Below are 25,811 nucleotides of genomic sequence, written 5' to 3' on the forward strand. Positions count from 1 at the left end.
TTTGCGCTTCCCTGCGGGAACACTTTGCGGTGAACGCGCACACTACCCTTCGGGCAAACTTCGTTAACGTGAGTCTGCTGTCTTCCGCACACGCACTACCCAAACCTGTCAAAAATGAATGATTTGGATCACTAGCGATCTACTACATTAATTCTAATGAGTAATAAATTCGTAGTGCGAGCTTCTAGCTCGCTCGTTACAACCAGCGAGCTAAAAGCAACTAGCGAGCGAGACGCTCGCACTACCCAAACCAGCTAAAAGCAACCAGCGAGCGAAACGTTTGTCCTACGCATAGCTTCTACCTCGCTAGCTACCATCAGCGAACGAGACCCGGACACTACAAAATTATTACCTATCAGAATTAATGAAATGGACTACTAATTAGATGTATTTCTTTCTTTGGTACGTTAAGTTGAAGTCATAGCGCACCCTACCAATGTTAACTTTGAAAATTAATCCGATTTCCCTACAATTGTTTTTATCCGCCGAATTATCCAAGGATTTCCGCGATACTTGCCGTTAATTTCTGATTCAATCAATTCTGTATTAGCAATATCTACTTGATAATTAGCACCGCGATATTGACGAGTAACTTGTTTTTTCAGTGTCTCAGATTGAGAAATTTGATTTTGATGATTATTTCCGTTTTCTTCAAACTTAAGCTTACATTCGTTGCGCTGCAATAACTTTTTAGTAGTAACCAACACTACAATCAATAACAAAACTTGGATTTCCCAAGGTGCTAAAACCAAACTCAACACAAGACTAATAATTGCGAATAAACCTGCAAGATATCCCACTTCATCGCTACATCTTTTAGAGATATAGCCAGTAATTACACAGATAGTAAGTGGAATCAGAAAAAATAAAGGCATCTTTTCTCAACTCCGAATTCCAAGCATTTGCTTTGATATATACACGATAAAGCTGCTACGGTTAGTGTATGTAACTAATATTACACCTTTTCGGCTTTTTGCTACAACACCCTACATATACAAACAGTATCTCGGACTAATATTCCTAATCTTTATGGTTTAGTATATTAGCCTATCACTATATATTAGCCCTCGATTAAAATTATGGGGCGTAGAATTACCTTTAACGTAGTGTTCCTTTAATAATCGCAGAACGATGTTGAATATTCCCCAACTGTTAGCAACTGAACTTAATCTCAAACCTTTTCAGGTAGAAAACGCGCTCTCCTTGTTCGCAGAAGGTGCAACCATCCCCTTTGTTGCACGTTATCGTAAGGAGCGTACTGGGGAGATGAACGAAACTCAGTTACGCGATTTATTAGATAGGTATACTTATCTAACAGAATTAGAAGCTAGAAAATCGGTCATAATAAACGCGATCGCAGAACAAAATAAACTCACTGATGAGTTGAAACAGCAAATTGAATTATGTTTGCAAAAGACAGAATTGGAAGATTTATATTTACCTTATCGTCCTAAGCGTCGGACTCGCGCTATTATTGCGAAGGAAAAGGGACTCGATAAGTTAGCTGAATTTATTAAGTCGTTGAATGTCAAAAATGGTGCTTTAAGCGATTTAAATGCAGAAGCTGCTAAATATATAAATGCCGAAAAAGAAGTTAAAACCGCAGAAGAAGCGCTTAAAGGTGCCAGCGATATTTTAGCGGAAGAAACGGCGGAAAGGGCTTATCTAAGGGCATATTTACGCGAAATGTTGTTAAAAGAAGGCGTATTTATTTCTCATATCAAAGACGAACATCCTGAAGGTACGACAAAATATGAAATGTACCGCGATTATCAAATGAAAGTGAACAATATTGCACCTCACAATATGTTGGCTTTGTGTCGGGGAGACAAAGAAAAGATATTAAGTTATGAAATTGCTTTTGATGAAGAATACGTCCTTTCTTATTTAGAATCCCAAGAAATTCGCAGCAAACAGCCAGAAATTCGCAAGTTTTATCAACAAATGCTCAAAGATGCATTTAACCGTTTGATGAAATCATCGCTAATGAATGAAGTAATATCTGAGAAAAAAGAATATGCAGATATTGAGTCGATCAAAACATTTGAAACTAATCTACGCAACTTATTACTGTCAGCACCAGCAGGAATGAAACCGGCGATCGCGATCGATCCGGGATTTAGAACCGGCTGCAAGGTGGCTATATTGGACGAAACCGGGAAATTTCTGGAGTATCAAGCTATATTTCCCCACACAGGAGCCGGAAAACGCAGCGAAGCCGCGAAAATGCTGCAAAATATGATGGAAAAATATAATGTTGAATTGATTGCGATCGGTAACGGTACAGCTTCCCGCGAAACCGACGAATTTGTAATCGAAGTGCTGCAAAAAATGCAGATCAAACCCGTTAAAGTCATGGTAAACGAGTCTGGTGCATCGATATATTCAGCTAGTAAAGTTGCGATCGAAGAATTCCCCGATTTAGATATTACCGTGCGGGGAGCCATTAGTATCGGTCGTCGCTTACAAGATCCGCTCGCAGAATTAGTCAAAATTGACCCCAAATCCATCGGTGTAGGACAATATCAACACGATGTAGACCAAAAATTGCTCAAAAAGAAGTTAGATGAAACCGTAGAAAGTTGTGTAAACTACGTTGGTGTTGACTTAAATACAGCATCCATTGAACTTTTAACTTCGGTTTCGGGGATTACATCTAGCATTGCTAATAATATAGTTCAGTATCGCAACGAAAACGGAGCCTTTAAAAATCGCCGTCAACTGTTAAAAGTTGCCAAATTAGGACCAAAAGCATTTGAACAAGCAGCGGGTTTCTTAAGAATTCGCGGTGGTGAAAATCCTTTAGATAATACCGCAGTGCATCCAGAAAGTTACGCTGTGGTCAAGAATATTGCTGCTGATTTAAAAGTCGAATTAAAACAAGTTACACAAATAGCCGAAAGTCTTAAAAAAGCCGATTTAAAAAAGTACGTTACCGACACCATAGGTGAACCGACATTACGAGATATTATCGGGGAATTAGAAAAACCGGGAAGAGATCCACGAGATGAATTTAAGTATGCCACTTTTAAAGAAGGAGTTAATGAAATTTCTGATTTAGAAGAAGGAATGGTATTAGAAGGAATTGTAACTAACGTTGCTAACTTTGGTGCTTTCGTGGATGTGGGAGTGCATCAAGATGGTTTAGTGCATATATCCCAGTTAGCAAATCAATTTGTTAAAGATCCGAAAGAGGTGGTTAAAGTTGGGGAAGTTGTGAAAGTTAAGGTGTTGGAAGTTAATCAGAAATTGAAGCGGATTGGGTTGTCGATGAAAGCGGTGAGTCAGTAACCTCACCCCAGCCCTCTCCTTGTTAAGGAGAGGGAGTTGGAGGTTTGATGTTAAATGGTAGGTTGGGTTAAAGGCACAGGAATATTTTATGGTTGATGCAATATTAATAATACGCCGTAACCCAACATTTTGGTGTTAGAATAATATGTTTTTTTAACGCAGAGTGGTAGTGGTAGGTTGGGTTAAAGGCGTAAATATCTTTGTGCTTGATGCAATATTAATAATACGCCGTAACCCAACATTTTGGTGCTGGAATAATATGTTTTTTTAACGCAAAGGGACGCAAAGGTAAGCGCAAAGGTACGCGGAGTATTGAGGTTTTTTGAGTAATTTTGATTTGAGAGGGAATGAGATTAGTTTGTTTTAATTAATTTAAGAATTTCTGATGCTTCCGTCAGGCATTATAGTTTTATAAAAAATAGCTCCCTTACATCTATGATTAATATCTAAATTTTTAGCACCAGTAAAATCGGCATGGCTAAGGTTGGCATCGTAGAAAGAAGTTGGAGACAGTTTATGGTAGGTTGGGTTAAAGGCGTAAATATCTTTGTGCTTGATGCAATATTAATAATACGCCGTAACCCAACATTTTGGTGTTAGAATAATAGGTTTTTTTAACGCAGAGTGGTAGGTTGGGTTAAAGGCGTAAATATCTTTGTGCTTGATGCGGTATTAATAATACGCCGTAACCCAACATTTTGGTGCTGGAATAATATGTTTTTTTAACGCAGAGGAGCGCAAAGGTAAGCGCAAAGGTACGCGGAGTATTGAGATTTTTTTTCTAGATTTTGATTTGAGGGGAAACCGTATTGTTTTGTTTTAGCATAATACCGCCTTGGAATAAATTTCCAGGCTCATAGCTAAAGTCGTCTAAAGACGACTGAATAAGATTTTTAGTGCGTTTTAACGTACTTTGTTTATCAGCCTTGAAATTGATTTCAAGGTGGGCTAAATAACAATATCTCATGAAGATGGTGCTTTACGGCAATACCCACTATCTTGTTATGTCCGCAAATTATCTCAAGCTCTAACACACCCTACAAATAAGACCAAAATTCCCCACCCCAACTATATTAATTCCACAGATTACCCTAAACTAAAATTGCAGTTTTAAGATAAATGCAAATCAAATGACAGTAGGACAAAACAATTCTAAGTCAGTGGATGTCTTTGGTGTGGGTAACGCTTTGGTAGACATTTTGGCTTTAGTGGAAGATGATTTCGTTAAGGAACATAACCTCGATCGCGGTGGTATGACTCTAATGGACTCCGAAAAACAAGGTCATTTATTACGGGAGTTGAAACACCATTCTCTGGAATTGGGTTCCGGGGGTTCTGCTGCTAATACAATGATTGCGATCGCGCAAAGTGGTGGTAAGGGTTTTTATTCGGGTAAGGTTTCTCGCGATACTAATGGTGAGTTTTATCGTCAGGATTTAATCGAAGCTGGAATTCAATTTGATGTCCACCCTACGGAAGAAAATCGCGGTTCTACTGGGACTTGTTTGGTTTTAACTACTCCGGATGCGGAACGTACTATGTGTACTCATTTGGGGGTTTCCACGAATTTAGCTCCTACAGATATTGACGTAGAAAAATTAGGTCAGTGTCAGTATAGTTATGTGGAAGGTTATCTTTGGGATGCACCAGATCCAAGGAAAGCTAGCATTGAGACTATGGAGCAATCCAAGCGTTTGGGTGTGAAAGTTGCTTATACTTTTTCTGATTTATTTTTGGTAAGTCGCTTTAATGATGATTTTCATAAAGTGGTTTCTGAATACTGCGATGTAGTATTTTGCAACGCTGATGAAGTTCGTAATTTCTTTGGTAGCGAATCTTTGACAGATTGTGCCAGTAAACTTGGTGAAATAGTTAATACCGGATTTATTACTGATGGTGCAAATGGCTGTTTGGTAGTAGAAAACAAAGAAGTTATTAATGTCCCCGGATTTCCGGTTAAAGCCGTTGATACCGTTGGTGCTGGAGATTGCTTTGCTGGGGGAGTGTTATACGGACTAACTAATGGTTTGAACGCTCAAAAGTCAGCCCGTTGGGGAAATTATCTTGCTTCTTGTATAGTACAAGTTCATGGCGCTCGTTTGGATAAATCGATGGCTGACAAGATTCCAGAAATTATTGGTAAATAATAGGTGTGGGTTAAAAGCGCTAATAATTAAACATAAAACGAATTAATAATGTAGTCTCCCCGTATTTCGGATTGTACCGAGCGATAATTTGGAATAATCTGTTTTTCAACCCCTAAACGCAAAGGTAGGTTGTGATTTCAAATTGTTGGAGACGTAGCAGTGCTACGTCTCTACATGGGTTTCGTGTTTTAGACAAAATTCAGGTAATGTTCTATAAAATACTGTCAAACAGGCTTTGAAGCGGATGTTTCGCAAATTACAAGTTTCTTCACGTACCGACACGATCGCAAAATTGCCAAATATCCTGAATTCTGGTTATTGAAGCTGTAGCTAATTATTGGGAATTAAGAAAAAAATATTAATCGCATTGATAATGTCTTCTAATCTACTTGTTATCAACTTGGCACTCTGTAACAATCGTTAAGTTTATGTGTATTATATCTTTACTTAATCCAAATTAAATCTAAATTAACCAACTTAAAATTATGCCAACTGAGTTAATTGTCTTAATTGCTGCATTGTTTGTTGCCTTTATCGTTTTTAAGGCTTTACTAAATGTAGTAAAAACAACTTTTAGTACCGCGATCGCACTTTTTGTAATTGTGGTCATTTTGAGTATATTCGGTATTACTCCTGATGACTTAATCAGAGAAATTACTAATTTACCTGACACTTTAACGCGCCTATTTACGCAAAAATAAACGTAAATAGGCTTTTGATATCTAAGATGCTAATAGTTTATTTTTTAATCAATATATAGGCTGTAGCATAGGTTGGTAATTGCTTAATATATTGATTGAAACTATTTTTATTGGGAAAAATACCCGCAAGATAATCGAGTTGATAAAAGTTGGGTAAAAATGCCCCACCTGTATCTGCTATTACTCCCATTCTCAGTTGTTTGCGTCCATTTTGCATATACTCGATCACAATCATTCGACCTAAACCAACGTTGAGTACATCACCAGCAAAAGTTACTCCTGGTTTAATAGAGATTTTTTCATCAATTTTATAACCGTAACCTTTAATATCTTTAACTTCTCGGAAATACCAGTAACGCTTTTGCGATCGCGGGTTTATACCTCTGACATAGGGAATTTCGTTGCTGCGATCAACGTTAAAATAAGCAGAAGAACCACCACCTAAATCAACAAGTATTGTTCCTTCCATTAAGGCTTCTTCTAAACCTTCACGAGTCATATAAACAATCGGTTCTACTTTACCAAATGCCTTGCCTCCAGGTTCGTAAATACCCGACAATACATCTTGTTTAGTATATTTAGTGTAGAATTTATCTGTAAGTGCGTTATCTTTGAGACTGTAAAGAGGAACATTGAATTTAGCGCTTTTCTTGCGAGAACCGGGATGAACAAAAACAGCGTATTTGGTAATTCGTAAATTTTTGCGTTGGGTTTCTTTGGGATTATAAGCAGACCATTTAATTACCCGAAAGTTGGAGTTGATAAAATTGGGGTCTTGTAAACGAGTCGTGCGATTATTTGCAATATCTTCTCGCAATACACCAATCATAAAATCAAGGGTTTTCGTAATATCCTCTACAGTTACACCTTGAGTACCCAGAACCCCCGGACGTGAAATATTTGGGTCATCATCGGTATGGTCTTGATAATATTGTCTCGTATTTACTAAAGTCGCTAATAAATCCGCTTGATTGAAATTAATTTTATTACTAGGTAATTGAGCCGCACTAAAAAGCTTATTACCATTAATGCTAAATTGATATTTTTGTAATTCGTCAATAACTTTGTAAGCTTGGGACAGTAGCTGGGGCTTGTATAAAGTATTGCTTGCAGGTTTTTGACAAGGTGTAGAAGTATTGGAATTACAGGATGCAGGTAACGAAAAATTAGAAGTTAATCCCAGACTTGAATTGATTAATTTGGGCTGTTGGGGTACAGTCGCAGCTTTTAATGATTGCGACTGACCGTAAGCATAACTACTTATACTTCCAGCCAATAAGAAACCAAGACTACCTAGAAAAAAACGCATTTTTGGAATCAACATTTCTACACAATCTATTGTTTACATATTGATATACCAGAACGGAAAGAATAGGTCAAAGGTGAATAATTTTACCGAAACCAAAATCCGAGCGATATAGCATAGCTAGAATTGTCAAAACATTTTTCTGTTCCCCGTTCCCTAGTCCTTATCGAAACGAAATATTTAATTAATCAAGGCATAAATACTCCCCATTGCTTTTCTTGTCAATTGCGATAAATCTATTACTATATACTCTTGTATATCTGTCTTTAGCTGGAAACACAAAGACCGATAAGCATAACTAAAGTTAGTTTTCAAGATTAACTGCGATCGCTCATACTGCAAGTAAACGGGAAAACGAATAATTAATAGAGAATAGGTATTAAGGCCATCTAAATTACGAACTCAGAATTACTAAATACAATACAACTTAATTATTATGCGTTGGGAATTTGGTCGAAGAAGCGATAATGTCGAAGACAGACGCGGTAGAAGTGTTTCTCCCGGATTAGTTGGTGGTGGTATTGGTGGCTTGGTTCTTACCTTGATTGCGGTATTCTTAGGTGTAGACCCAGCGATTATTAACCAAGTAATCCCTCAAGATAATGGTTCGAGTCCAACTCAAACAACTTCCCAACCCAAGGACGAGATCGGACAATTTGTTTCTGTTGTACTTGCCGATACTGAAGATACCTGGAACCAGCTATTCCAACAGATGGGACGAAAGTATCGAGAACCAAACTTAGTTCTCTTCAGTGATTCAGTACAGTCAGCTTGCGGTTATGCAGATGCTGCGGTAGGTCCTTTTTATTGTCCCCCAGACCAAAAAGTATACTTAGATACAAGCTTTTTCCGAGACTTAAAAAATAAACTCGGCGCACCTGGAGATTTTGCTCAAGCATATGTAATTGCTCACGAAGTCGGACATCACGTCCAGAATTTGATGGGAATTTCCGACAAAGTAAGAAACGTACAGAGTCGAGTTAGTAAAGTAGAAGCAAACCAGCTTTCTGTCAGATTGGAACTGCAAGCCGATTGTTTCGCCGGTATTTGGGCAAACAAAGCCCAGACACAAAGACAAATTCTCGAACCTGGGGATATTGAAGAAGCCTTGAATGCTGCCTCAAGTATTGGAGATGATAGATTGCAGAAGCAAGCGAAAGGATATGTCGTCCCGGAATCTTTCACTCACGGAAGTTCAGCACAGCGCGTCCGTTGGTTTAAGACAGGTTTCCAATCGGGTAACATTGACGCTTGTAATACGTTTAGTTAGGTAGTTGGGCATTGAGCATTGGGAATGGCGGATTGGAGATTAAATATTTAAATTTTGTGCTTAATGAATAGCTAGCGAGCAAGATGCTCGCACTACTTTTGTTTTTATTTCTTCCCCCTCTCTCCCCATTACCCATTACCCATTACCCATTACCCATTACCCATTACCCATTACCCATTACCCATTACCCAATCAATAATAGAAGGATTCACCAAATCCGGCACTTCATCATGGGGACAGTGACCCGCACCGGGAATGGGGACAATCTTGATGTCTTTACCATTTTCCCGTGCTTCTTCGTACACTTTCGCGCCGGAAATTGGTGTCCAAGGGTCGTCTGCTCCCCAAATTACTAATAAGGGGCGTTCGATTTTGGGTAATAATTCCTCTGGGGAATCACCGGGAGGGGCTGTCAAAATTGATGCAAACACCTGTTGTGCGCCTTCGTCGCAGGAAGGTTCATAAAGCATATCTACTAATTCATCGGTGACAGCATTGCGATCGCGATAAACTTGGTAGAGGGTGCGGCGAATTTGCGATTTTCTGCGGATATTATTAAATACAAATTTGCCCGTTATCGGATGACCCACTAATTTATTAAAACTGCCCATCACAAAGCGTAGTGGAGGGTTTAGTTCGTTGGAACGATGGCTCAAACCTCCCGCAGCATTGATTAAAACAGCCCCGCTGGTAATTTCGGGATGCTCTGCTGCTATAGTCAAACTTATCAACGCACCGACTGAGTTACCGATAAATACGGCAGGTTGTTTAATGTGTTCTTGCCAAAAGTCTTTGATTAACTCGACCCATAAATCGACGCTGTACTCGATGGGTGCTTTATCGGAACCGCCGAATCCTAATAAATCCAGCGCAAACACTTGATAGCCAGCATCGGCTAATACGGGAATATTTTTCTTCCAATGTCCAATAGATGCACCGAAACCGTGAATTAATACTAAAGGCTTTCCCGTACCCATAACGGTGTATTGAATCTTGTAACCCTTCCAATTCCAAAAGAGTTTTTCAAAAGTGGTTGTTGCTTGTGGTGTGGTAGTCACGGTTGTGAAGTTTAGTAAAGTCTTTATTCTTATAGTAACGGTTTGTTGATACGTATAACCAATGTAGAGACGTTGCACTGCAACGTCTCTCGATATTTTGGTTTGTACCGAAAATCCAGTTATTTAGTAACCTGAAGATGGTATGTTAGCTAATAAAAAAATATTTATGCTGGCAACTTCTATTAATTTACAGTTAGAACCAGGACAAAAGGTGACGTTACAACCTGTTTCCTGGGAGAGTTTTGAAGAGATTCTGAAGCAACTAGGGGAATTTCGTGCATCCCGAATTGCATATGCTAATCAAATATTAGAAATTATGGCTCCACTACCAGAGCATGAAAGGTCAAAAGTGTTACTTGCTGACCTAGTAAAAATACTTTTAACAATCCAGAAAAAATCATGGGAACCTCTTGGTTCAACAACCTTTAAGAGCCACTGCGTTGCGCGGGTTCCCCGCGTTGTAGCAAGTGGCGGTAGTCAAGGAATGTCAGCAGGTATTGAACCAGATGATTGCTTTTATATCAAAAATTATCAAGCTGTAATTGGCAAGCAAAGAATTGATTTGAATATAGATCCACCACCGGATTTAGCATTAGAAACCGATGTAACTTCCAAAACCGAAATTGATGCTTATGAAGCTTTAGCGGTACCGGAATTATGGATTTATGCTGGTGGTAAGTTAAGAATTAATTTGTTGCAAGAAGGTAAATATATTGAATCTATTGAATCTGAAATTAGTTATATTTTTCCGAATTTTAAAATAATAGATATTATCCCACGATTTATGCAGCGATCGTTTGTGGTAGGTGTTAGTCAAACTTTAGAAGAGTTTGAAGTGTTTGTCAGAGACTAGGGTTAGATGAAAAGCATGACATCAAAGTCGAGATTATTGGTAAATATTATTTTTTTAGGGTGTGTGGCTAGTACTTGACCACATAAGTTATGAGAGGTTAACGTAGTGCGTTCACGAAGTGTGCGCGAAGCAAAAGCGTCCCGCTCGCTCGTTACCACCAGGGAGCGGGACGCTTGCGCTTCCCTGCGGGAACACGTACTACCCTTCGGGCAAACTTCGTTAACGTGAATCTGCTGTCTTCCGCACACGCACTACCATAACCCGTCAAAACTTTTGAAAAGAAATACTAGACAAGGCTTTTAGTACGTTTTAACGTACTTTGTTTATTAGCCTTGAAATTAATTTAAAGGCGAGAATTCGGCGTTAACGAGAATGGTGCAAGATGTAAGTTAAACGACTGCTGCTAGTTGCTTCAATTCAAAAATTTTCTTAATTATATCTTCGACAACCTTGTCCGGTGTAGAAGCACCAGAGGTAATTCCTACAACAATTTTCCCATCTGGCAACCATTTTTCGGATATTTCAATGTTGCCATTCAACTGACAATGTTCGATGCAGCTTGCTGACAAGATTCTCTCAACGCTATCAATATGATAGGAAGGAAGTTTTCTTTCCACTGCAATTTCTTGCAAATGAGAAGTATTTGATGAATTAAAACCACCAATAACTACCATAAAGTCAAGCTTTTCCTCGACTAACTCCAACATTGCATCCTGTCTTTCTTGGGTTGCGTCGCAGATAGTATTAAAGCTTTGAAAATGCCGATCTAATTCGGTAGGACTATATTTTTTGATCATCGTATGCTCGAATAGCTTACCAATCTGTTCGGTTTCTCCTTTGAGCATCGTAGTTTGATTGGCAATCCCAACCTTTTCTAAATCAGTGTCGGGGTCAAATCCGGGGGAACAAGCTTTGCTAAATTTGGCGATAAATTCATCTCTATTACCACCACGCAAAATATAATCAGCTACATATTCTGCTTCCTGCAAATTTAGCACGATTAGATATTTACCAGCGAAAGAACTTGTCGCAACGGTTTCTTCGTGTTTATATTTCCCGTGAATTATAGAAGTACAATCAATTTTTTTGTGCTTTTCAACTGTATTCCAAACTTTAGAAACCCAGGGACAAGTTGTATCGACAATTTTACAGCCTTTATCGTTAAGAACCTGCATTTCTTGAACGCTTGCGCCAAAAGCAGGTAAGATCACCACATCCCCAGACCCAACTACAGAAAAGTCTTTTTGACCAGCTTCTACGGTAATAAATCCAACCTGCATTTCTCGCAAACGTTGATTTACCGATGGGTTGTGAATAATCTCATTAGTAATCCAAATCTGTTCGGAAGGGAAATGTTTGCGAGTTTCATAAGCCATAGCTACAGCACGTTCGACTCCCCAACAAAAGCCAAAAGCTTCCGCCAAACGAATCGTCACATCACCGCGAGTTAAACTATAATCACGATCTCGAATTTCCTGAATTAAGCTGCTTTGGTATTCTGAATGTAGCTGAGTTGCGACTTCTTCTTGATGTCCAAATCCTCGACGATGGTAATTTTCAGAATGTTGTAATGCGCGTTTAAAAGCTTTTGTATCCATAATTTCAATTATCAATTATTTATTTACTGTTTACTGTTTATTGTTCACTGTTCATTGTTAACTGTAAAGCGGAACTCCAAACTAAATAACCGTTTGGATTCAGGTGCAATCCATCAGTCGTAAAATTTGAACGGAGATTTCCCTGTTTATCAGCGAACAAAGGATACAGATTTAAGTATTTTACGTCTTCTTTTGCTGCTATTGTTTGCAACTGTTGATTTAAATTACGAATGCGACTATTAGGAATTGCGACGAGTTTTTCTTTGGCTTCCCAGGTTGCTTCTTCTCCCTGATGTGGCAAAATTGACTGAACAACTATTTTTGCTTTGGGATGTTTTTTACGCAAATAAGCCATAGTCTGCTGTTGATTTTGTAAAATTGTCTCATCATTGACACCAGCAATTAAGTCATTAATGCCTATCATCACAAAAATAGTTTCCGGTGTAGTTCGATCAAATAAATTTAATCTTTTCAATAAACCAGCCGTTTTTTCTCCAGAAATTCCTTGATTTAACCATGTCTTATTATCCGGTAATAATTCCGCAGGAAACCACAAACTTAAAGAATCTCCAACCAATATGGTTAAATCGCGGGGTTTCTTCTCTGCTGCAACTTCAGCCTCTTGTTTGAGAATATTCACCCATTTTTTGTAGTTAAATTTATAACGTTTACCTTGCGGGACTGCAACAACTTGCTGAGTTTGAATATTAGTAGGTTGTGGAGTTGAAGAAACAACAGCACCGAAAAAAGCGGTAAAACCCTGCTGTTTGCCAATCAGCAAGATTACCGCGAATAAAAGTATGCCGTTACTTAATAAAGAGAAAAATGCCCAAGCAGGAAAGTTTTTAACAGAACTAGACACGAGTAGCGAGATAAATCATTTGGATAAGATTGTAATCTACGCTTCGCCTTTTGGGGGAGATGGGGAGATGGGGAGATGGGGAGAGATCATTTTTAACTCTCAACTCCTAACTATTTACCATGCCCAATTACCAATTACCAATTACCAATTACCAACTACCAATTACCAATACCCAATTCTCTAATATTACTTTGTGTTTATTTTGTCTGTATATTCGGAATTGTAAGCTTCTTCGCCGTGTTCGCTGATGTCCATTCCTTGTAATTCGGCGTTTTCATGGACTCGTAATCCGACTGTAACATCAACTACTTTGAGAATAATCCAAGTACCAAATCCAGCTACAAAATAGGTAACTGCGATCGCGGCAAGTTCTAATAGTAGTTCGTCTGGATTACCAAATAATAAACCGTTTCTTGCTCCTGGATTTACGGCTCTACTAGCAAAGATACCTGTCAGAATCGCGCCGACGGTGCCACCAACTCCATGTATGGGATATGTATCCAAAGCATCGTCAACCTGCATTTTATGCTTGATGCTGACGGCGTAGAAGCAGATAAAACTGGTAATGCTACCAATTAAGATTGCTGCTATAGGTGTAACGAATCCTGCTGCTGGAGTAATACCGACTAAGCCAGCAACGCTTCCTGTGGCTACACCTATTGCTGTGGGTTTACCGCGTAATGCTCTTTCTAAAATTAACCAAGTCAAAGCTCCTGCGGCTGCACTGGTATTAGTATTAACAAACGCAACTACTGCTAAATTATTAGCTTCTAAAGCACTACCGGCATTAAAGCCAAACCACCCAAACCACAGTAAGCCAGCACCTAATAAAACAAAAGGTACGTTGTGTGGTGGACTTAATTTATCGGGAAAGGTTTTTCGAGGTTTGAGGTACGTAGCTGCGACAAAAGCCGACACCCCAGAACTTATATGTACTACCGTACCACCAGCAAAATCCAACGCACCCCAACCACCAGATAAACTTAATAATCCACCAATACCCCAAACCATATGCGCGATCGGGGAGTAAACAAAGATTGACCACAAAACCACGAAGACTGAGTATCCAGTGAAGCTCATTCGTTCGGCGATCGCACCGGAAACGATTGCGGGGGCAATAATGGCAAACATTCCTTGATAAGCCATGAATGCCAAGTGGGGAATTTGTGGTGCATATTCGCTCGGTTGCAAACCAACATCATTTAAACCCAGCCATTCCAAGCCTCCAAAGAATGCGTTACCAGGTGCAAAAGCAAAGCTGTAACCCCACAAAACCCAGGTAACACCGATAATAGCCATCGCAACGAAGCTCATCATCAGCGTATTGAGGACATTGCGGGTGCGGACAAATCCACCATAGAAAAAAGCAAGACCCGGTGTCATTAACAATACCAGCGCCGCACAGATTAATATAAATGCTGTAGAAGCATTACCATTATTGGCAGCAGGTGGAAATCCTGGTGACTGTACTTGAGCAAAGGCATTATCCATTGTTCCACCTACAATCAGCAGAATTAGAACTACTATCAACGTAATTTTTTTCAACACTTGTTATCGTCCTTGTGCGCCGACTATTTTTCAGGAATGTAAATAAATGTGATGACTTCTTGGAATCGAGAAGTTAAGAGTAATTCAAGTAGCGTTAAAGGAAGCAGAGACTATCAATTAGAAAACATTTTGATCTCAAATATTTGAGGTAACTATTAGCGATATATTGGAGATAAATTACCAAAAATCCGGTAAATGTAACCCCGATCTTAGTTGTGAAGAAAAAAACAAGATGTGGGTTTTAAGCTTTTGAAAAAACGGGTTTTGTTTGAAACGGACAATATACAGCCGTTTTCATCCGAGTGAGGTACACATCATAAATATAATTCAGTAGCGATTGTATTTAGATAATAGTGAGTTTATTACTAAATTCGATGATTTAAAAAATAAAAGTAATTCAATATTCTGGTTTTAAACTAAATAATTAATTAATAAAATTACTACCTTACCATATATAAATATGTAGACAAATGAGAATTACTATAAATGGCAACATTATAATAACAGCATGAACATTAGCTTTTGCTATTGAAATAGAAATATCCTTATTCATATATCTCGTTCCCTGTGATATTCACTAGTTAACTTTGTGAATTAATCACCATCTTACTCGTTCCACCCGAAACCCGATTTTTACCAAACCTAGATTTAATCAAATAATAAGCAGCAGGAACGAAATAAAGAGCCAAGAAAGTTGCACCAACAACACCACCCGCGATCGCAACAGCTAAAGGTGGCCAAAATTCTCCACCAGAAAGCAATAATGGCACAAATCCGATAGCGGTTGTTAGGGTAGTGGTAAGTACGTGACGAGTTGAATGCAATACTACTTCTTGAATAGCTTTGGGATTTCCGGTTTTTGCGATGGGATGGTTGGAGATAGCGCTGATAACCACAATCGAGTCATTGACTGCTACACCAATTAAACCTACAGAACCGATAATGGGGTTGAAACCGAAGGGATAGTCAAACAACCAGATAGAAAATAAACCCAAACCTAAAGATGCGATCGCAACTATTCCGATAACACCTGCAAGTTGAAATGAACCCAGGGAAAGTACCAATGTCGCTACCATGAGAACGATTAAAACTCCCACGGTGGAAACCAAACCACCTACAGCATCATTTCTTTCTTCTTCCTCTCCACCAAATTCAAATTTGTAACCGTTAGGTAGGGAAAAATTACTATCTTCTAATTTGGCTTGAAATTTATTTAAAATCTCTGCTGGTAAAACTCCAGCATTGAGGAAACCTTGAACTGTATTAACTCTTTGTCCGTTGTAGTGAGTAATTTGAGCAAGTTCTGGTTTCAGTTGGACTTTACCCAAGGAAGAAAGAGGAACAGCAGCGAGGGGATTATTTCCTTCTCTATTAATACTCGAAGAATTTGCTAATAAATCTAAAGAAGAAATTTGTGATAAGTTACCTCGTGCTTGATTTCCCAAACGAACTCTGACGGGTAATTCTTCGTTTCCTTCTAATATCGAACCACCAACGCTACCTTCTAAAGCATTATCCAATTGTTGAGCAATTGTTGTCCGATTTAATCCTGCTAAACGTGCTTGTTCTTCGTCTACTTGGAATTCTATTTGTGGTTGAATTTCATCTAAGCTCGCACGGGTATGAGTGACATCTTTAATTTGGACTAAAGATTGTCTAGCTTTTTCCCCTAATGATTGCAAAGTTTCCACATTAGAACCATAAATCCGCATTTCAATGGGTGCAGCAAAAGGAGGTCCTTGTTCTAATTGTCTAACAATAATTCTTGCTGAAGGAAAAGTTTTATCTAGTTCGTTTTGTAATTTTTTGGTTAGCTGACTCGAAGTAAGAGAATTTAATTGTACTAAGGCTTGAGCGTAATTAGCTTGCTGTTGTTTTCCACCAGTCAAATTATAGTAAAACGAGGGAATACTGCGACCTAATAACCAGTGAACATCTTTAACTTCCGGATTATCTATAATTTGTTGACGAATTTGTTTAATTAAAGTTTGAGTTTTCGCTAAAGAAACTGAAGCTGGTAACTCTAATTCAATTTGAAGTTGATCTCTATCTGCTGCGGGGAAGAATTGTTGTTTGAGACTACCAGCTTGAATAAAACCCATAATTGGGATTAATAAAGCTAGCAATATTGATAAAACTGGTTTCGCGATTGTGAATTTTACGGTACGTCGATATAAGCGAGTCAAAATAGGAATTGAAATACCATTTTGTAACCAGGATAAATTTTGTTTTTTCTCTTTTTTTCTATCTTCTGCACTATCCTGATGACGATGAAATTTCGCAACAAAAGTGGGAATAATTGTTAACGAAATAAACAAAGAACAGCAAACAGCGACAATAACGGTAACAGCAATTGTCCCTACAAATTCTCCTACACTTCCAGGTAATAGTGCAATTGGTAAAAAAGCTAAAACAGTAGTTAAAGTTGAACTTAATAGAGGAATTGCTAAATTTTGAATACTATGCTTTATCGCTGAAGAGGCTTTAATTCCCTTGCGTAGTTCATTTTGCACCTCATCTACCATGACGATTGCATTATCAATTAAAATCCCCAGGGCAACAATCAATCCGGTAATCGACATTTGATGTAGGGGAATATTTAACCAATTCATCCAACCAAACACCATCAATACCGATAAAGGTAGAGCCGAGCTAACTATTAAAGCACTCCTCCAACCCATCATAATTATAGTTACACCAAATACTAAACCCGCACCCAACAAAACATTCAAAATTAAACTGTTTAGCCTTTCTTCAACATAACTACTTTGAGCAAAAATAATCGGTAAACCAATACTGCTAGCTAATTCAGATTTAAATTCAGCTATCTTTTTATCGGCTACTTTTGACCACAAATCTAATCTGGTTCCCGACTGTACGTGAACCGCTACAGCAACAGCAGGATGACCGTTAAATAATGCGAGTTCAGTCGCTGGTTCTCTAATTCCCTTACTAACGGTAGCGATATTTTGTAAAGTCACAAATTGACCTTGATTACCAAAATTAATCGGAATTTGTCTGATTCTTGCCAATGTTTCTAATTCTCCGGCAACTTGAATCAATAAATTATTATCTTTATCCCGTAATTGTCCGGCTGAAATCTTAGAATCACTTTGAGCGATTTGTTGCGATAAATCCCTTGCTCTTAAATTATAACTAGCCAAAGCTTCGGGATTAATTTCTACTATAATTTCCTCTTTCGGTTCGCCAAAAATTTCAACTTCCTCAGTTCCCGAAATAGCTTCTAAACGTTCTTTAAAAATTTCTGCTTGACGACGTAAAATCGCGTAATTAGGTTTATCATCTTGTTCCCAAGTCAAACCAGCAATTAAAGCATAAGCTTTGACTTTTGCTTCTTCTAATTCTGGCTTAACAATATTAGCTGGTAATTCTACTTGTACTTCATCGAGTTTATTCCTGATCCGCGTCCAAACCGAATCTACTTCTTGTTTACTGACAGTATCTTGTAAATTAATCGTAATAATAGAACTACCAGTGCGAGAAGTAGATTCGTAACTATCAATTTCCTCAATTTCTGTAAGCTTATCTTCAATTTTTTCAGTTACTAAAGCTTCTACCCTTTCCGCATCACCACCAGGAAAAAAAGTACTAACTATAGCAGTACGAGAAACTAATTCTGGGTCTTCTAATCTTGGTAAAGTAAAGTAGGAAGAAGTTCCCCAAACTGCAATTAAGATAATGGTCAGAATTAATAAACGGGAATTTCGGTAAAATAGAGTAAACATAGTATTTTGGCATTGTGAATTAATTATTCAAACTTTATTTATTGGTCTTATAGGGTCTGTTACGGCTTCGGGATGTTGAGATATAAATTACTATTTTTAAAATGCCGTAACGCACCAATCAAAGTTTTGATAAAAATGCATTATTCTATTTCTCATTTAATCAGTTTTATAATTATCACCAATCTGCTGACTCAGAACGTTTATATATAGTGGAAAGATTAGCCAAAGTAAAAAGAGAAGTAGCTCAAATCAAACGTCAATTAGAAGAAGATTCTTAATATTATTAATCTTCTTTCTTTTCCCTACTCCCTACTCCCTTCAATAACCAATTGACCGGGAACAAGTCTTTGAGTACCTTCAGTAACTATTGTGTCTCCTGCTTGAATTGTCCCTCTAACTAAAACCCTTTTGCCGTTGGTTTCTAATACTTCTAATAATCTCCGCTCTATTTGATAAGATTTACTATCACCCTCTTTCTCAATAACCGCATAACAAGACCACAAACCGCGATCGCCTTTTACTAATGCTGTTATCGGCAACCAATAACCCTCTGTAGTAAATGTTTGAGAAATTTTGAAGCGAGCAATTTCTTTAGGGGAAACGGCTTGGTTTGATGCTAGCTGTAAGACAACTGTCCGAGTCCGAGTCGCTGCATCAACTTCTGGTAAAATTGACTTTACTCTAGCTGAATAAGTTTTTTCCCCAATTTCTAATTCTTGCTGAGTACCGGGTACTAATTTGCTCGCGACATTAATCGGAACCCCAATTTTTACTTCTGGTTTACTATCTTCAACTAAACGTACTATCGATTTCCCAGCATCAACTACCATCCCTTCATCAGCAGAACGAAGTCCAATCGTTCCAGCAAAAGGAGCTTTCAAAGTGCTTTTGGCAATAGTTATATCTAAATTGGTAATTTCAGCAGATAATTGGTCAACTGCTGCTTGTTGTCCTGCTTTTTGTTCGTAACGAGTTCCGTTGAGCAATTCTTCCAGATTACTTTGAGCATTATTCAAACGCTCCGATAAAGCTTGAGAATTAAAAGCAACTTCATCGAATTGTTCTTTAGAAATAGCTCCTTGCTCGTAAAGGTATTTTCGGCGATCGCTCTTCAATCGTTCTAATTTTAATTGCTTTTCTACATCTCTAACACTGGCTTTTGCTGCTGCAATCTGTTCTCTTCTCGCACCATTTTTGAGTTCCACCAGTCTCGCTTCTGCTTGTGCTTTCTGAGCAACCAAAGACTGACGTTGGGCTTGCAAATTAGCTGTATCTAATTTCGCTAATACCGCTCCTTTACTAACCCTGTCTCCCTCATCTACCAATATTTCTACTAATTTACCGCTACGTTCAAAACCAATTTCGCTGGTACGCATCGCTACGACTTCCCCCGTATAGCTTTGCACTGTTTGATAATTATTGGTTAATTGAATTTTTGTCGTTTTAACCGGAAGTGGTGTTGCTTTTTGTGCTTGAGCTTGAACCGGAGGATTACTTGACTCAATACCACCAAATTTACCAATCCCTACACCAGCTAGTAAGATGATTGAACCAGCTAAAAATAACTGCCATCTATGAGAGGGAGATGGTTTTTCCTGTTGCAAAACTTCTGAGATAGACTGCTGATTCATGGTTTCATCGTAGAGAAAGATGATTTCTAAAATACAAACATTGAATATACAACAAGTTGTGTATATAGTTATAGTATATAAAACAAATTGAGTATGTCAAGCTGAATTATATGAACCGCACCCAAACTGCGAACAACTGAAAATGTCACTAGCGCATACAATTTTGGCAACACTGGGTTCTGAATCCTACAGTGGTTACGATTTGTGGAAGAAATTTTCTCAAACGAGTAAATATTATTGGCAAGCAACCCAACAACAGATATATAGAGAGTTAGGAAAATTAGAAAAAGACGGTGCAATTACCTCAGAATTAATTCCTCAAGAAGGTCGTCCTAATAAAAAGCTCTATCAAGTCACCAAAGAAGGAATAGAAAAGCTCAAAATCTGGCTATTAGAACCAGCAGAACCGATGGCAATTCGTGAAGAATTGTTGGTTAAAGTAATTGCATCTCAATTAGTTTCTAAATCGGTGATTTTGCAAGAAATTGAACGACATCATCAAATTCATTCGCAAAAATTGTCTGAGTATAAAGAAATTGAACAGCGTGAATTCCCCGATATTTCTCAATTGTCTTACGAAAAAAAATGTCTTTATGTCACCTTACGCTGCGGTATTCGTTACGAAAATTATCGGATTGATTGGTGTGAAGAGGCGATCGCGCTATTAGAAGAATGTGATAAAGAATAAGAGGCTGCGCTCAAACACCCTCAGCCTAGAAGGCTGGGGCTAATACTACAAAGCCTACCTACGTAGGCTGGATTAAGCGCATCTTTATACCGAAACGGTATTAGCTTGTTGTTTCGATGAGTTAGTTTGCGTGGGTTTCAACAATGTTAGAAAGCTTTATCTTAATCCTACTTCTAGGCTTTTTCGTCGGACAGATTGCTCGACGATTGAAAGCTCCTGCACTAGTAGGAATGGTTCTGGTAGGAATTATCCTCGGTCCCCAAGTTGCCGACCTCATCGCTCCCGATGTCCTTGCAGCATCTGCTCCTTTACGAACGATCGCCGTAATGGTAATTTTGATGAAGGCTGGTTTGGGTTTAGATCGCGAAAAATTAGCTCAACAAGGAACTGTAGCGCTACGGTTAGGCTTTCTACCTGCAACGTGCGAAGCTTTGATTATTGCTTTTGCTGCGATATGGATTTTCAAATTCAACTTTCCCACGGGTCTATTATTAGGCTGTATCATTGGAGCCGAATCACCTGCGGTAATTGTACCGGGAATGCTGCGATTGAAAAGCCTGGGTTGGGGAGTCAGTAAAGGAATTCCCGATGCTATCCTTACGGGTAGCGCTTTGTCAGATGTATTATTACTACTAGTATTTAGTCTATTACTCAACTTTTTAGTCCAAGGACAAACGGACGGAGTAACATTACCTTTCGGTTTAAAAGTGAATGCGCTTCAACTCCTCCCCATTCAAATTATTTGCCAAATTGTTTTAGGAATAGTACTGGGTTTAGTCGCAGCAAAACTGTTGGTTTTATTACTGACGAAGCAGAATTGGACTCAAAATACGGCGCAAGACACCTTAGTTTCGGCAAGTTTAGCCTTACTTTTAGTAGTAATCGCGGAAAAATTACCTTTGTTTTCCGGCTATTTAGCAGTAATGACAACGGGATTTTTCTTAATTGAATTGGATGCTCCTTTAGCACGAAGATTGCGTTCTGGTTTCGATAGTTTGTGGGTAGTAGCAGAAATTATTTTGTTTGTATTGTTAGGAGCAAGCATTCAAATTATTGTGTTAGAAAAAACTCTGGTACCGGGATTAATAATTTTGGCGATCGGAACCTTAATCGGAAGGTCTTGCGGATGGTATTTATCTACATTAGGTAGTAACTGGAAATTGAAAGAAAAGTTATTTTTACTACCTGGAAACTCAGCAAAAGCCACAGTTCAAGCAGCAATCGGAGCGATTCCCCTCAGCTATGGAATTGAAGGTGGAGAGACAATCTTAGCGATCGCAGCTTTATCTATTTTAGTAACTGCACCTCTGGGAGCCTGGGCAATTCCTACCTTTGCACCAAAATTGCTAGAGCGGGGTGAAGTAGATCCCACAAAAGTGGCGATCGCTCGTCGGATTATCATATTGGCTGCCGTTGATACTTCCCATGTAGCTAATCAAGTATTAATTAAAGCCGCCGACCTTGCCCGTCGTAGTGATGGTGAAGTAATTGTATTGCACGTCAACACTACCAATGCTGAAGAAATAAAGCTTCTACAATCAAAATCTCAACGAATTTTAGCAGATATTCGCCATCAGTTCATTACAGTTACAGGTTCAGTTCCAGAGTCAATTATTCGCGTAGCTCAGGAACATCAAACTGCTGATATTGTTATGGGCAAACGAGGACATCAATCCTGGGAAAAACTGTTAATCGGTTCCGTTTCGCAAGCTGTATTAGAATCTAGTTTAATTCCTGTGATTTTAGTTGAATAGAAAGTAAGGAGTAGGGGGAAAATATGGGTATGACAGCTTAATCCAAAATCCATTAACGTGGAAGCGTCTTCCCGTCTTTAAAATCCAAAATCTAAAATCTAAAATCCGAAATTAAAAAGCCCCACTTCCATAAAGAAAGCAGGGTTAATTTATTCAATACAGGAATTGTCGCGAAAACAAATTACAAACTTCTAGGCATATCTTCATGTGAAGAAATTCCAGGTCGATCTAATTCACCATATCCAATGGTGTCAGCTTCTTTAGCAAAACCGCTATAAGCTTCCATTCCATGTTCTCCAATATCCAGACCTTCCAATTCTTCTTCACGGCTGACGCGGATACCTAATGTAGCTTTCAACGCATACCAGAAGATGGTGCTGAGTAATACGGTCATTCCACCTACAGCTAAAGCACCTGCTAATTGAGTGAATAGCTGCTCGATACCACCACCGAAGAATAAACCTGCTTTGGGTCCTGCTCCATCAGCATAAAGACCGTCGGCTCTTCCTCCTAACGCGAACAAACCTACAGCCAAAGTACCCCATAAACCACAGACTAAGTGAACAGAAAGCGCTCCTACTGGATCGTCAATTCTGATTTTGTCAAAGAAAGTAACGGAAAATACTACCAATACTCCGGCGATCGCACCAATCAGCACTGCACTAGGCAAGTTTACCCAAGCACAAGGTGCGGTGATACCTACTAAGCCAGCCAAAATACCGTTGATAATCATCGATAAATCTGGCTTACCCAAGTAACCCCAAGCAACAAAACAAGCAGCAATTCCACCAGCAGCAGCAGCTAAGTTAGTGGTTAAAGCAATATGAGAAATTGCATTAGCATCAGCAGCCATTGTAGAACCGGGGTTAAAACCAAACCAGCCTAACCACAGAATCAAACAGCCCAAAGTTGCGATGCTTAAATTATGAGGAGGTATTGCGTTGGTTCTACCGTTGCTGTATTTACCAATACGGGGTCCAAGTATAGCTGCACCCATCAAAGCGGCCCAACCACCAACGGAGTGTACAACTGTGGAACCAGCAAAATCCCAAAAACCAGCTGTTGCTAACCAGCCACCACCCCAAATCCAATGTCCGGTAATTGGGTAAACGATACCAACTAGCAACAAGCTGAAAATCAAGAAGTCAATAAACTTAATTCGCTCGGCTACGGCTCCAGATACGATTGTTGCAGCGGTTCCAGCAAATGCTAATTGGAATAAGAATTTAGCAGACAAGGGAACACCAGCCCAGCTAAGAGATTTGAAAACTCCTTGATAAGCTGTTTCTCCTACAGCAGGACTATTATCTGCACCTGAGAGGAAGAAACCATTCAAACCCAAGAATGGAGTTCCATCACCGAACATAATACCGAAACCAATCACCCAAAAAGCGATGGTTGCTAAAGCAAACACGATCAAGTTCTTAGTCAGAATATTAACGGCGTTTTTCTGACGACACATTCCGGTTTCTAACATTCCGAAACCAGCGTTCATGAATATGACCAAAAACGCAGCAATTACAACCCAAACTGTATCTAATCCAACTTTTAGCCCTGCAATCTGTTCCGCTGTAGTTGGTTCTTGTGCTGCGGGAGCCTGAGCAACTGCGGCATAACTCCAAGCTAATACAATAAAACCTGCAATAGGCAGACAAGCACGCAAACTAGGATTTAAGCCTTTTATTCCTTGTCCTACTTGCTTGACAAACGAGCTATTACGTGTAGCGCTAGTAGACTGTTTGGAATTACCCCGCTTAGCATTTCTATTATTTCTTCGCGTCAATCTTTGCATCTTCACTCCTTTACTTCAACTGGAAAAACGCTGCTTGATTCGAGTAAGATTACTCTTTTTTTATTAGGTCTAGATATCAAAAGCAGAATTTTTCCGAATAGCATCATCTCGCTGTTCGGTAATTCATCTTTGATTCTTATACCTATAAAAGCTGCTGCTCAAAAAGCCTATTAAAAACCTTGTTATCAAACAATCTAGTTAACAGTCAACAAAGCAACGATACATCTGTTACTCAAACCAGTTCTTCTTAAAATATTATTATTATGTATTTTTGGAAACCTCTCAAGTAACCTCACAAATTCTTTAATATTTAGATATTTGTCTACAATCCTTATTTTTCTAGGGTTTACTATTTTTAAAAAGTTACAACGGTTAGAAGATAATAATTACAGCAGGCTGTATGGGAATTCTGTAACTGTTGATACTATTTTTTGGTGTTTTTAATTATTTTGGATGCCATTTTAAGCTGCAAATAACCGCAAAAAGGCGTTTTTTGTCAATATTTAATAACTTTGTGTTTAAAATAAAATAGCATAAATGTTAATTATTTATACAAAAATATCAGTTTTTACACTTACAAAGAAAAAATATTAATTTTATTTAATAAATGTAAATAATTGTTATTTACTAAAATTTTTTTATCGTTGACAAATAGTAAAAATACTTGTGACAATAGGTTAGTATAATGACATTTAGTTTTTGCGATTTTACGTGTAAATTTTGTAGCAAGTTTACATTTGATTGAGATATTCTTGGTAGCCCAATTCTTCCAACTTTTCTTGCTTAGCCGTTACAGAATCGCGGAGATTTTGACGATATATAATCACTTTTTCCAATAAATCTGGTTGATGAGTAGCGAGTATTTGTACAGCTAAAAGTCCGGCATTTTTCGCATTGCCAATAGCTACAGTTGCTACAGGTATACCGGCTGGCATTTGCACGATGGAGTGTAAAGAATCGACACCTTTTAAATAACGACTGGGAACGGGAACCCCAATTACCGGGAGCGGAGTTAAAGCAGCAACCATACCGGGAAGATGCGCTGCACCACCTGCACCAGCAATAATCACTTTAATACCGCGATCGACAGCAGACTGAGCGTATTCCACCATGCGGTATGGGGTACGATGAGCGCTAACGATCGCAACTTCGCAACTAACACCGAATTCTGCACAAATTGCGATCGCATCTTGCATGATGGGTAAATCGGAGTCGCTACCCATAATAATCCCGATGAGGAAGGTCATAAGCAATTTTGGATTTTAGATTTTGGATTAAAATTTTCTTTATTAATAGTCTCATTTTTAGGGAGCATTTTGCTTTCTTAATAGCTTTATATAGCGGGTAAGATGCCCGCACTACAAACTTATTTTTCAGCTTCCCCCTACTTCCTCTATCTACCTAAATATATAAATTTCCCAGAAAATTCCAGGACTTACGTTAGCGGAGCGTGACGCGGTAGCGTCATTATTGTCACAATCTATCAATGGTGCGTGACGCTACAAGTCTTATAACCACGTACAAAATTTATTGAAGCGTCACACACTAGGCTGTGTACTTTGTGGG

The 25,811-nt window shown here is 38.6% G+C and carries 17 protein-coding genes and 1 pseudogene; 8 read left to right on the forward strand and 10 right to left on the reverse strand.

Features of this window, described 5'->3' with window-relative positions:
• Positions 1 to 452 precede the first annotated feature (452 nt).
• Positions 453 to 875, reverse strand: coding sequence for a DUF4278 domain-containing protein (locus VB797_RS19800; protein ID WP_323239451.1), 423 nt, complete (start codon positions 873 to 875; stop codon positions 453 to 455).
• 256 nt (positions 876 to 1,131) lie between these two features.
• On the opposite strand from VB797_RS19800, the gene VB797_RS19805 reads away from it, so the two are divergent.
• From VB797_RS19805 to VB797_RS19820, 4 genes and pseudogenes are all read left to right on the forward strand, one after another.
• The gene (locus tag VB797_RS19805) at positions 1,132 to 3,291 is read left to right on the forward strand and encodes a Tex family protein (protein WP_323239452.1); all 2,160 of its coding nucleotides are present in this window, start codon (positions 1,132 to 1,134) and stop codon (positions 3,289 to 3,291) included.
• 1,130 nt (positions 3,292 to 4,421) lie between these two features.
• On the forward strand, positions 4,422 to 5,438 hold the full coding sequence (locus tag VB797_RS19810; protein ID WP_323239453.1) for an adenosine kinase: 1,017 nt from the start codon (positions 4,422 to 4,424) through the stop codon (positions 5,436 to 5,438).
• A 217-nt stretch (positions 5,439 to 5,655) separates the two neighbouring features.
• Positions 5,656 to 5,760 (forward strand): annotated as a pseudogene (locus tag VB797_RS19815) (LuxR family transcriptional regulator); the annotation flags it as partial.
• 163 nt (positions 5,761 to 5,923) lie between these two features.
• A complete protein-coding gene (locus tag VB797_RS19820) occupies positions 5,924 to 6,139 on the forward strand; it encodes a hypothetical protein (protein ID WP_323239454.1) in 216 nt (71 codons plus the stop codon).
• 37 nt (positions 6,140 to 6,176) lie between these two features.
• On the opposite strand, the gene VB797_RS19825 is transcribed toward VB797_RS19820, so the two are convergent.
• Positions 6,177 to 7,463: a hypothetical protein gene (locus VB797_RS19825; protein ID WP_323239455.1), complete on the reverse strand. Its 1,287-nt coding sequence runs from the start codon at positions 7,461 to 7,463 to the stop codon at positions 6,177 to 6,179.
• Positions 7,464 to 7,881: 418 nt separating this feature from the next.
• On the opposite strand from VB797_RS19825, the gene VB797_RS19830 reads away from it, so the two are divergent.
• Complete coding sequence (locus VB797_RS19830; RefSeq protein WP_323239456.1) at positions 7,882 to 8,715, forward strand: neutral zinc metallopeptidase; 834 nt, start codon at positions 7,882 to 7,884, stop codon at positions 8,713 to 8,715.
• Positions 8,716 to 8,885: 170 nt separating this feature from the next.
• Here VB797_RS19830 and VB797_RS19835 read toward each other — a convergent pair whose 3' ends face one another.
• A complete protein-coding gene (locus tag VB797_RS19835) occupies positions 8,886 to 9,773 on the reverse strand; it encodes an alpha/beta fold hydrolase (protein ID WP_323239484.1) in 888 nt (295 codons plus the stop codon).
• 166 nt (positions 9,774 to 9,939) lie between these two features.
• Between VB797_RS19835 and VB797_RS19840 the strand changes: the two genes are divergently transcribed.
• Positions 9,940 to 10,626 carry a Uma2 family endonuclease gene (locus VB797_RS19840; RefSeq protein ID WP_323239485.1) on the forward strand — a complete coding sequence of 229 codons (687 nt, stop codon included), beginning with the start codon at positions 9,940 to 9,942 and terminating at the stop codon, positions 10,624 to 10,626.
• Between the two features lie 389 nt (positions 10,627 to 11,015).
• Here the strand turns inward: VB797_RS19840 and VB797_RS19845 are convergent, their stop codons facing one another.
• From VB797_RS19845 to VB797_RS19865, 5 genes are all read right to left on the reverse strand, one after another.
• Entirely contained in the window at positions 11,016 to 12,224 is a 1,209-nt protein-coding gene (locus VB797_RS19845; RefSeq protein ID WP_323239457.1) for a 4-hydroxy-3-methylbut-2-enyl diphosphate reductase, read from the reverse strand.
• Between the two features lie 37 nt (positions 12,225 to 12,261).
• Entirely contained in the window at positions 12,262 to 13,086 is an 825-nt protein-coding gene (locus VB797_RS19850; protein ID WP_323239458.1) for an SGNH/GDSL hydrolase family protein, read from the reverse strand.
• 186 nt (positions 13,087 to 13,272) lie between these two features.
• A complete protein-coding gene (locus tag VB797_RS19855; RefSeq protein ID WP_323239459.1) occupies positions 13,273 to 14,634 on the reverse strand; it encodes an ammonium transporter in 1,362 nt (453 codons plus the stop codon).
• A 581-nt stretch (positions 14,635 to 15,215) separates the two neighbouring features.
• The gene (locus VB797_RS19860) at positions 15,216 to 18,380 is read right to left on the reverse strand and encodes an efflux RND transporter permease subunit (protein WP_323239460.1); all 3,165 of its coding nucleotides are present in this window, start codon (positions 18,378 to 18,380) and stop codon (positions 15,216 to 15,218) included.
• A gap of 302 nt (positions 18,381 to 18,682) precedes the next feature.
• Complete coding sequence (locus VB797_RS19865) at positions 18,683 to 20,011, reverse strand: efflux RND transporter periplasmic adaptor subunit (RefSeq protein ID WP_323239461.1); 1,329 nt, start codon at positions 20,009 to 20,011, stop codon at positions 18,683 to 18,685.
• A gap of 142 nt (positions 20,012 to 20,153) precedes the next feature.
• Here VB797_RS19865 and VB797_RS19870 point away from each other — a divergent pair, with 142 nt between their 5' ends.
• Positions 20,154 to 20,699 (forward strand): PadR family transcriptional regulator, encoded by a 546-nt coding sequence (locus VB797_RS19870; protein WP_323239462.1) that lies wholly within the window; start codon positions 20,154 to 20,156, stop codon positions 20,697 to 20,699.
• Positions 20,700 to 20,842: 143 nt separating this feature from the next.
• Entirely contained in the window at positions 20,843 to 22,453 is a 1,611-nt protein-coding gene (locus VB797_RS19875) for a cation:proton antiporter (protein WP_323239463.1), read from the forward strand.
• Between the two features lie 181 nt (positions 22,454 to 22,634).
• On the opposite strand, the gene VB797_RS19880 is transcribed toward VB797_RS19875, so the two are convergent.
• Positions 22,635 to 24,245, reverse strand: a complete 1,611-nt coding sequence (locus VB797_RS19880) for an ammonium transporter (protein WP_323239464.1) — start codon at positions 24,243 to 24,245, stop codon at positions 22,635 to 22,637.
• A 731-nt stretch (positions 24,246 to 24,976) separates the two neighbouring features.
• Positions 24,977 to 25,492 carry a 5-(carboxyamino)imidazole ribonucleotide mutase gene (gene purE / locus VB797_RS19885; protein WP_323239465.1) on the reverse strand — a complete coding sequence of 172 codons (516 nt, stop codon included), beginning with the start codon at positions 25,490 to 25,492 and terminating at the stop codon, positions 24,977 to 24,979.
• Between the last annotated feature and the right edge of the window lie 319 nt (positions 25,493 to 25,811).

The sequence above is a fragment of the Rivularia sp. UHCC 0363 genome (genome assembly GCF_034931125.1).
Taxonomy (GTDB): domain Bacteria; phylum Cyanobacteriota; class Cyanobacteriia; order Cyanobacteriales; family Nostocaceae; genus Rivularia.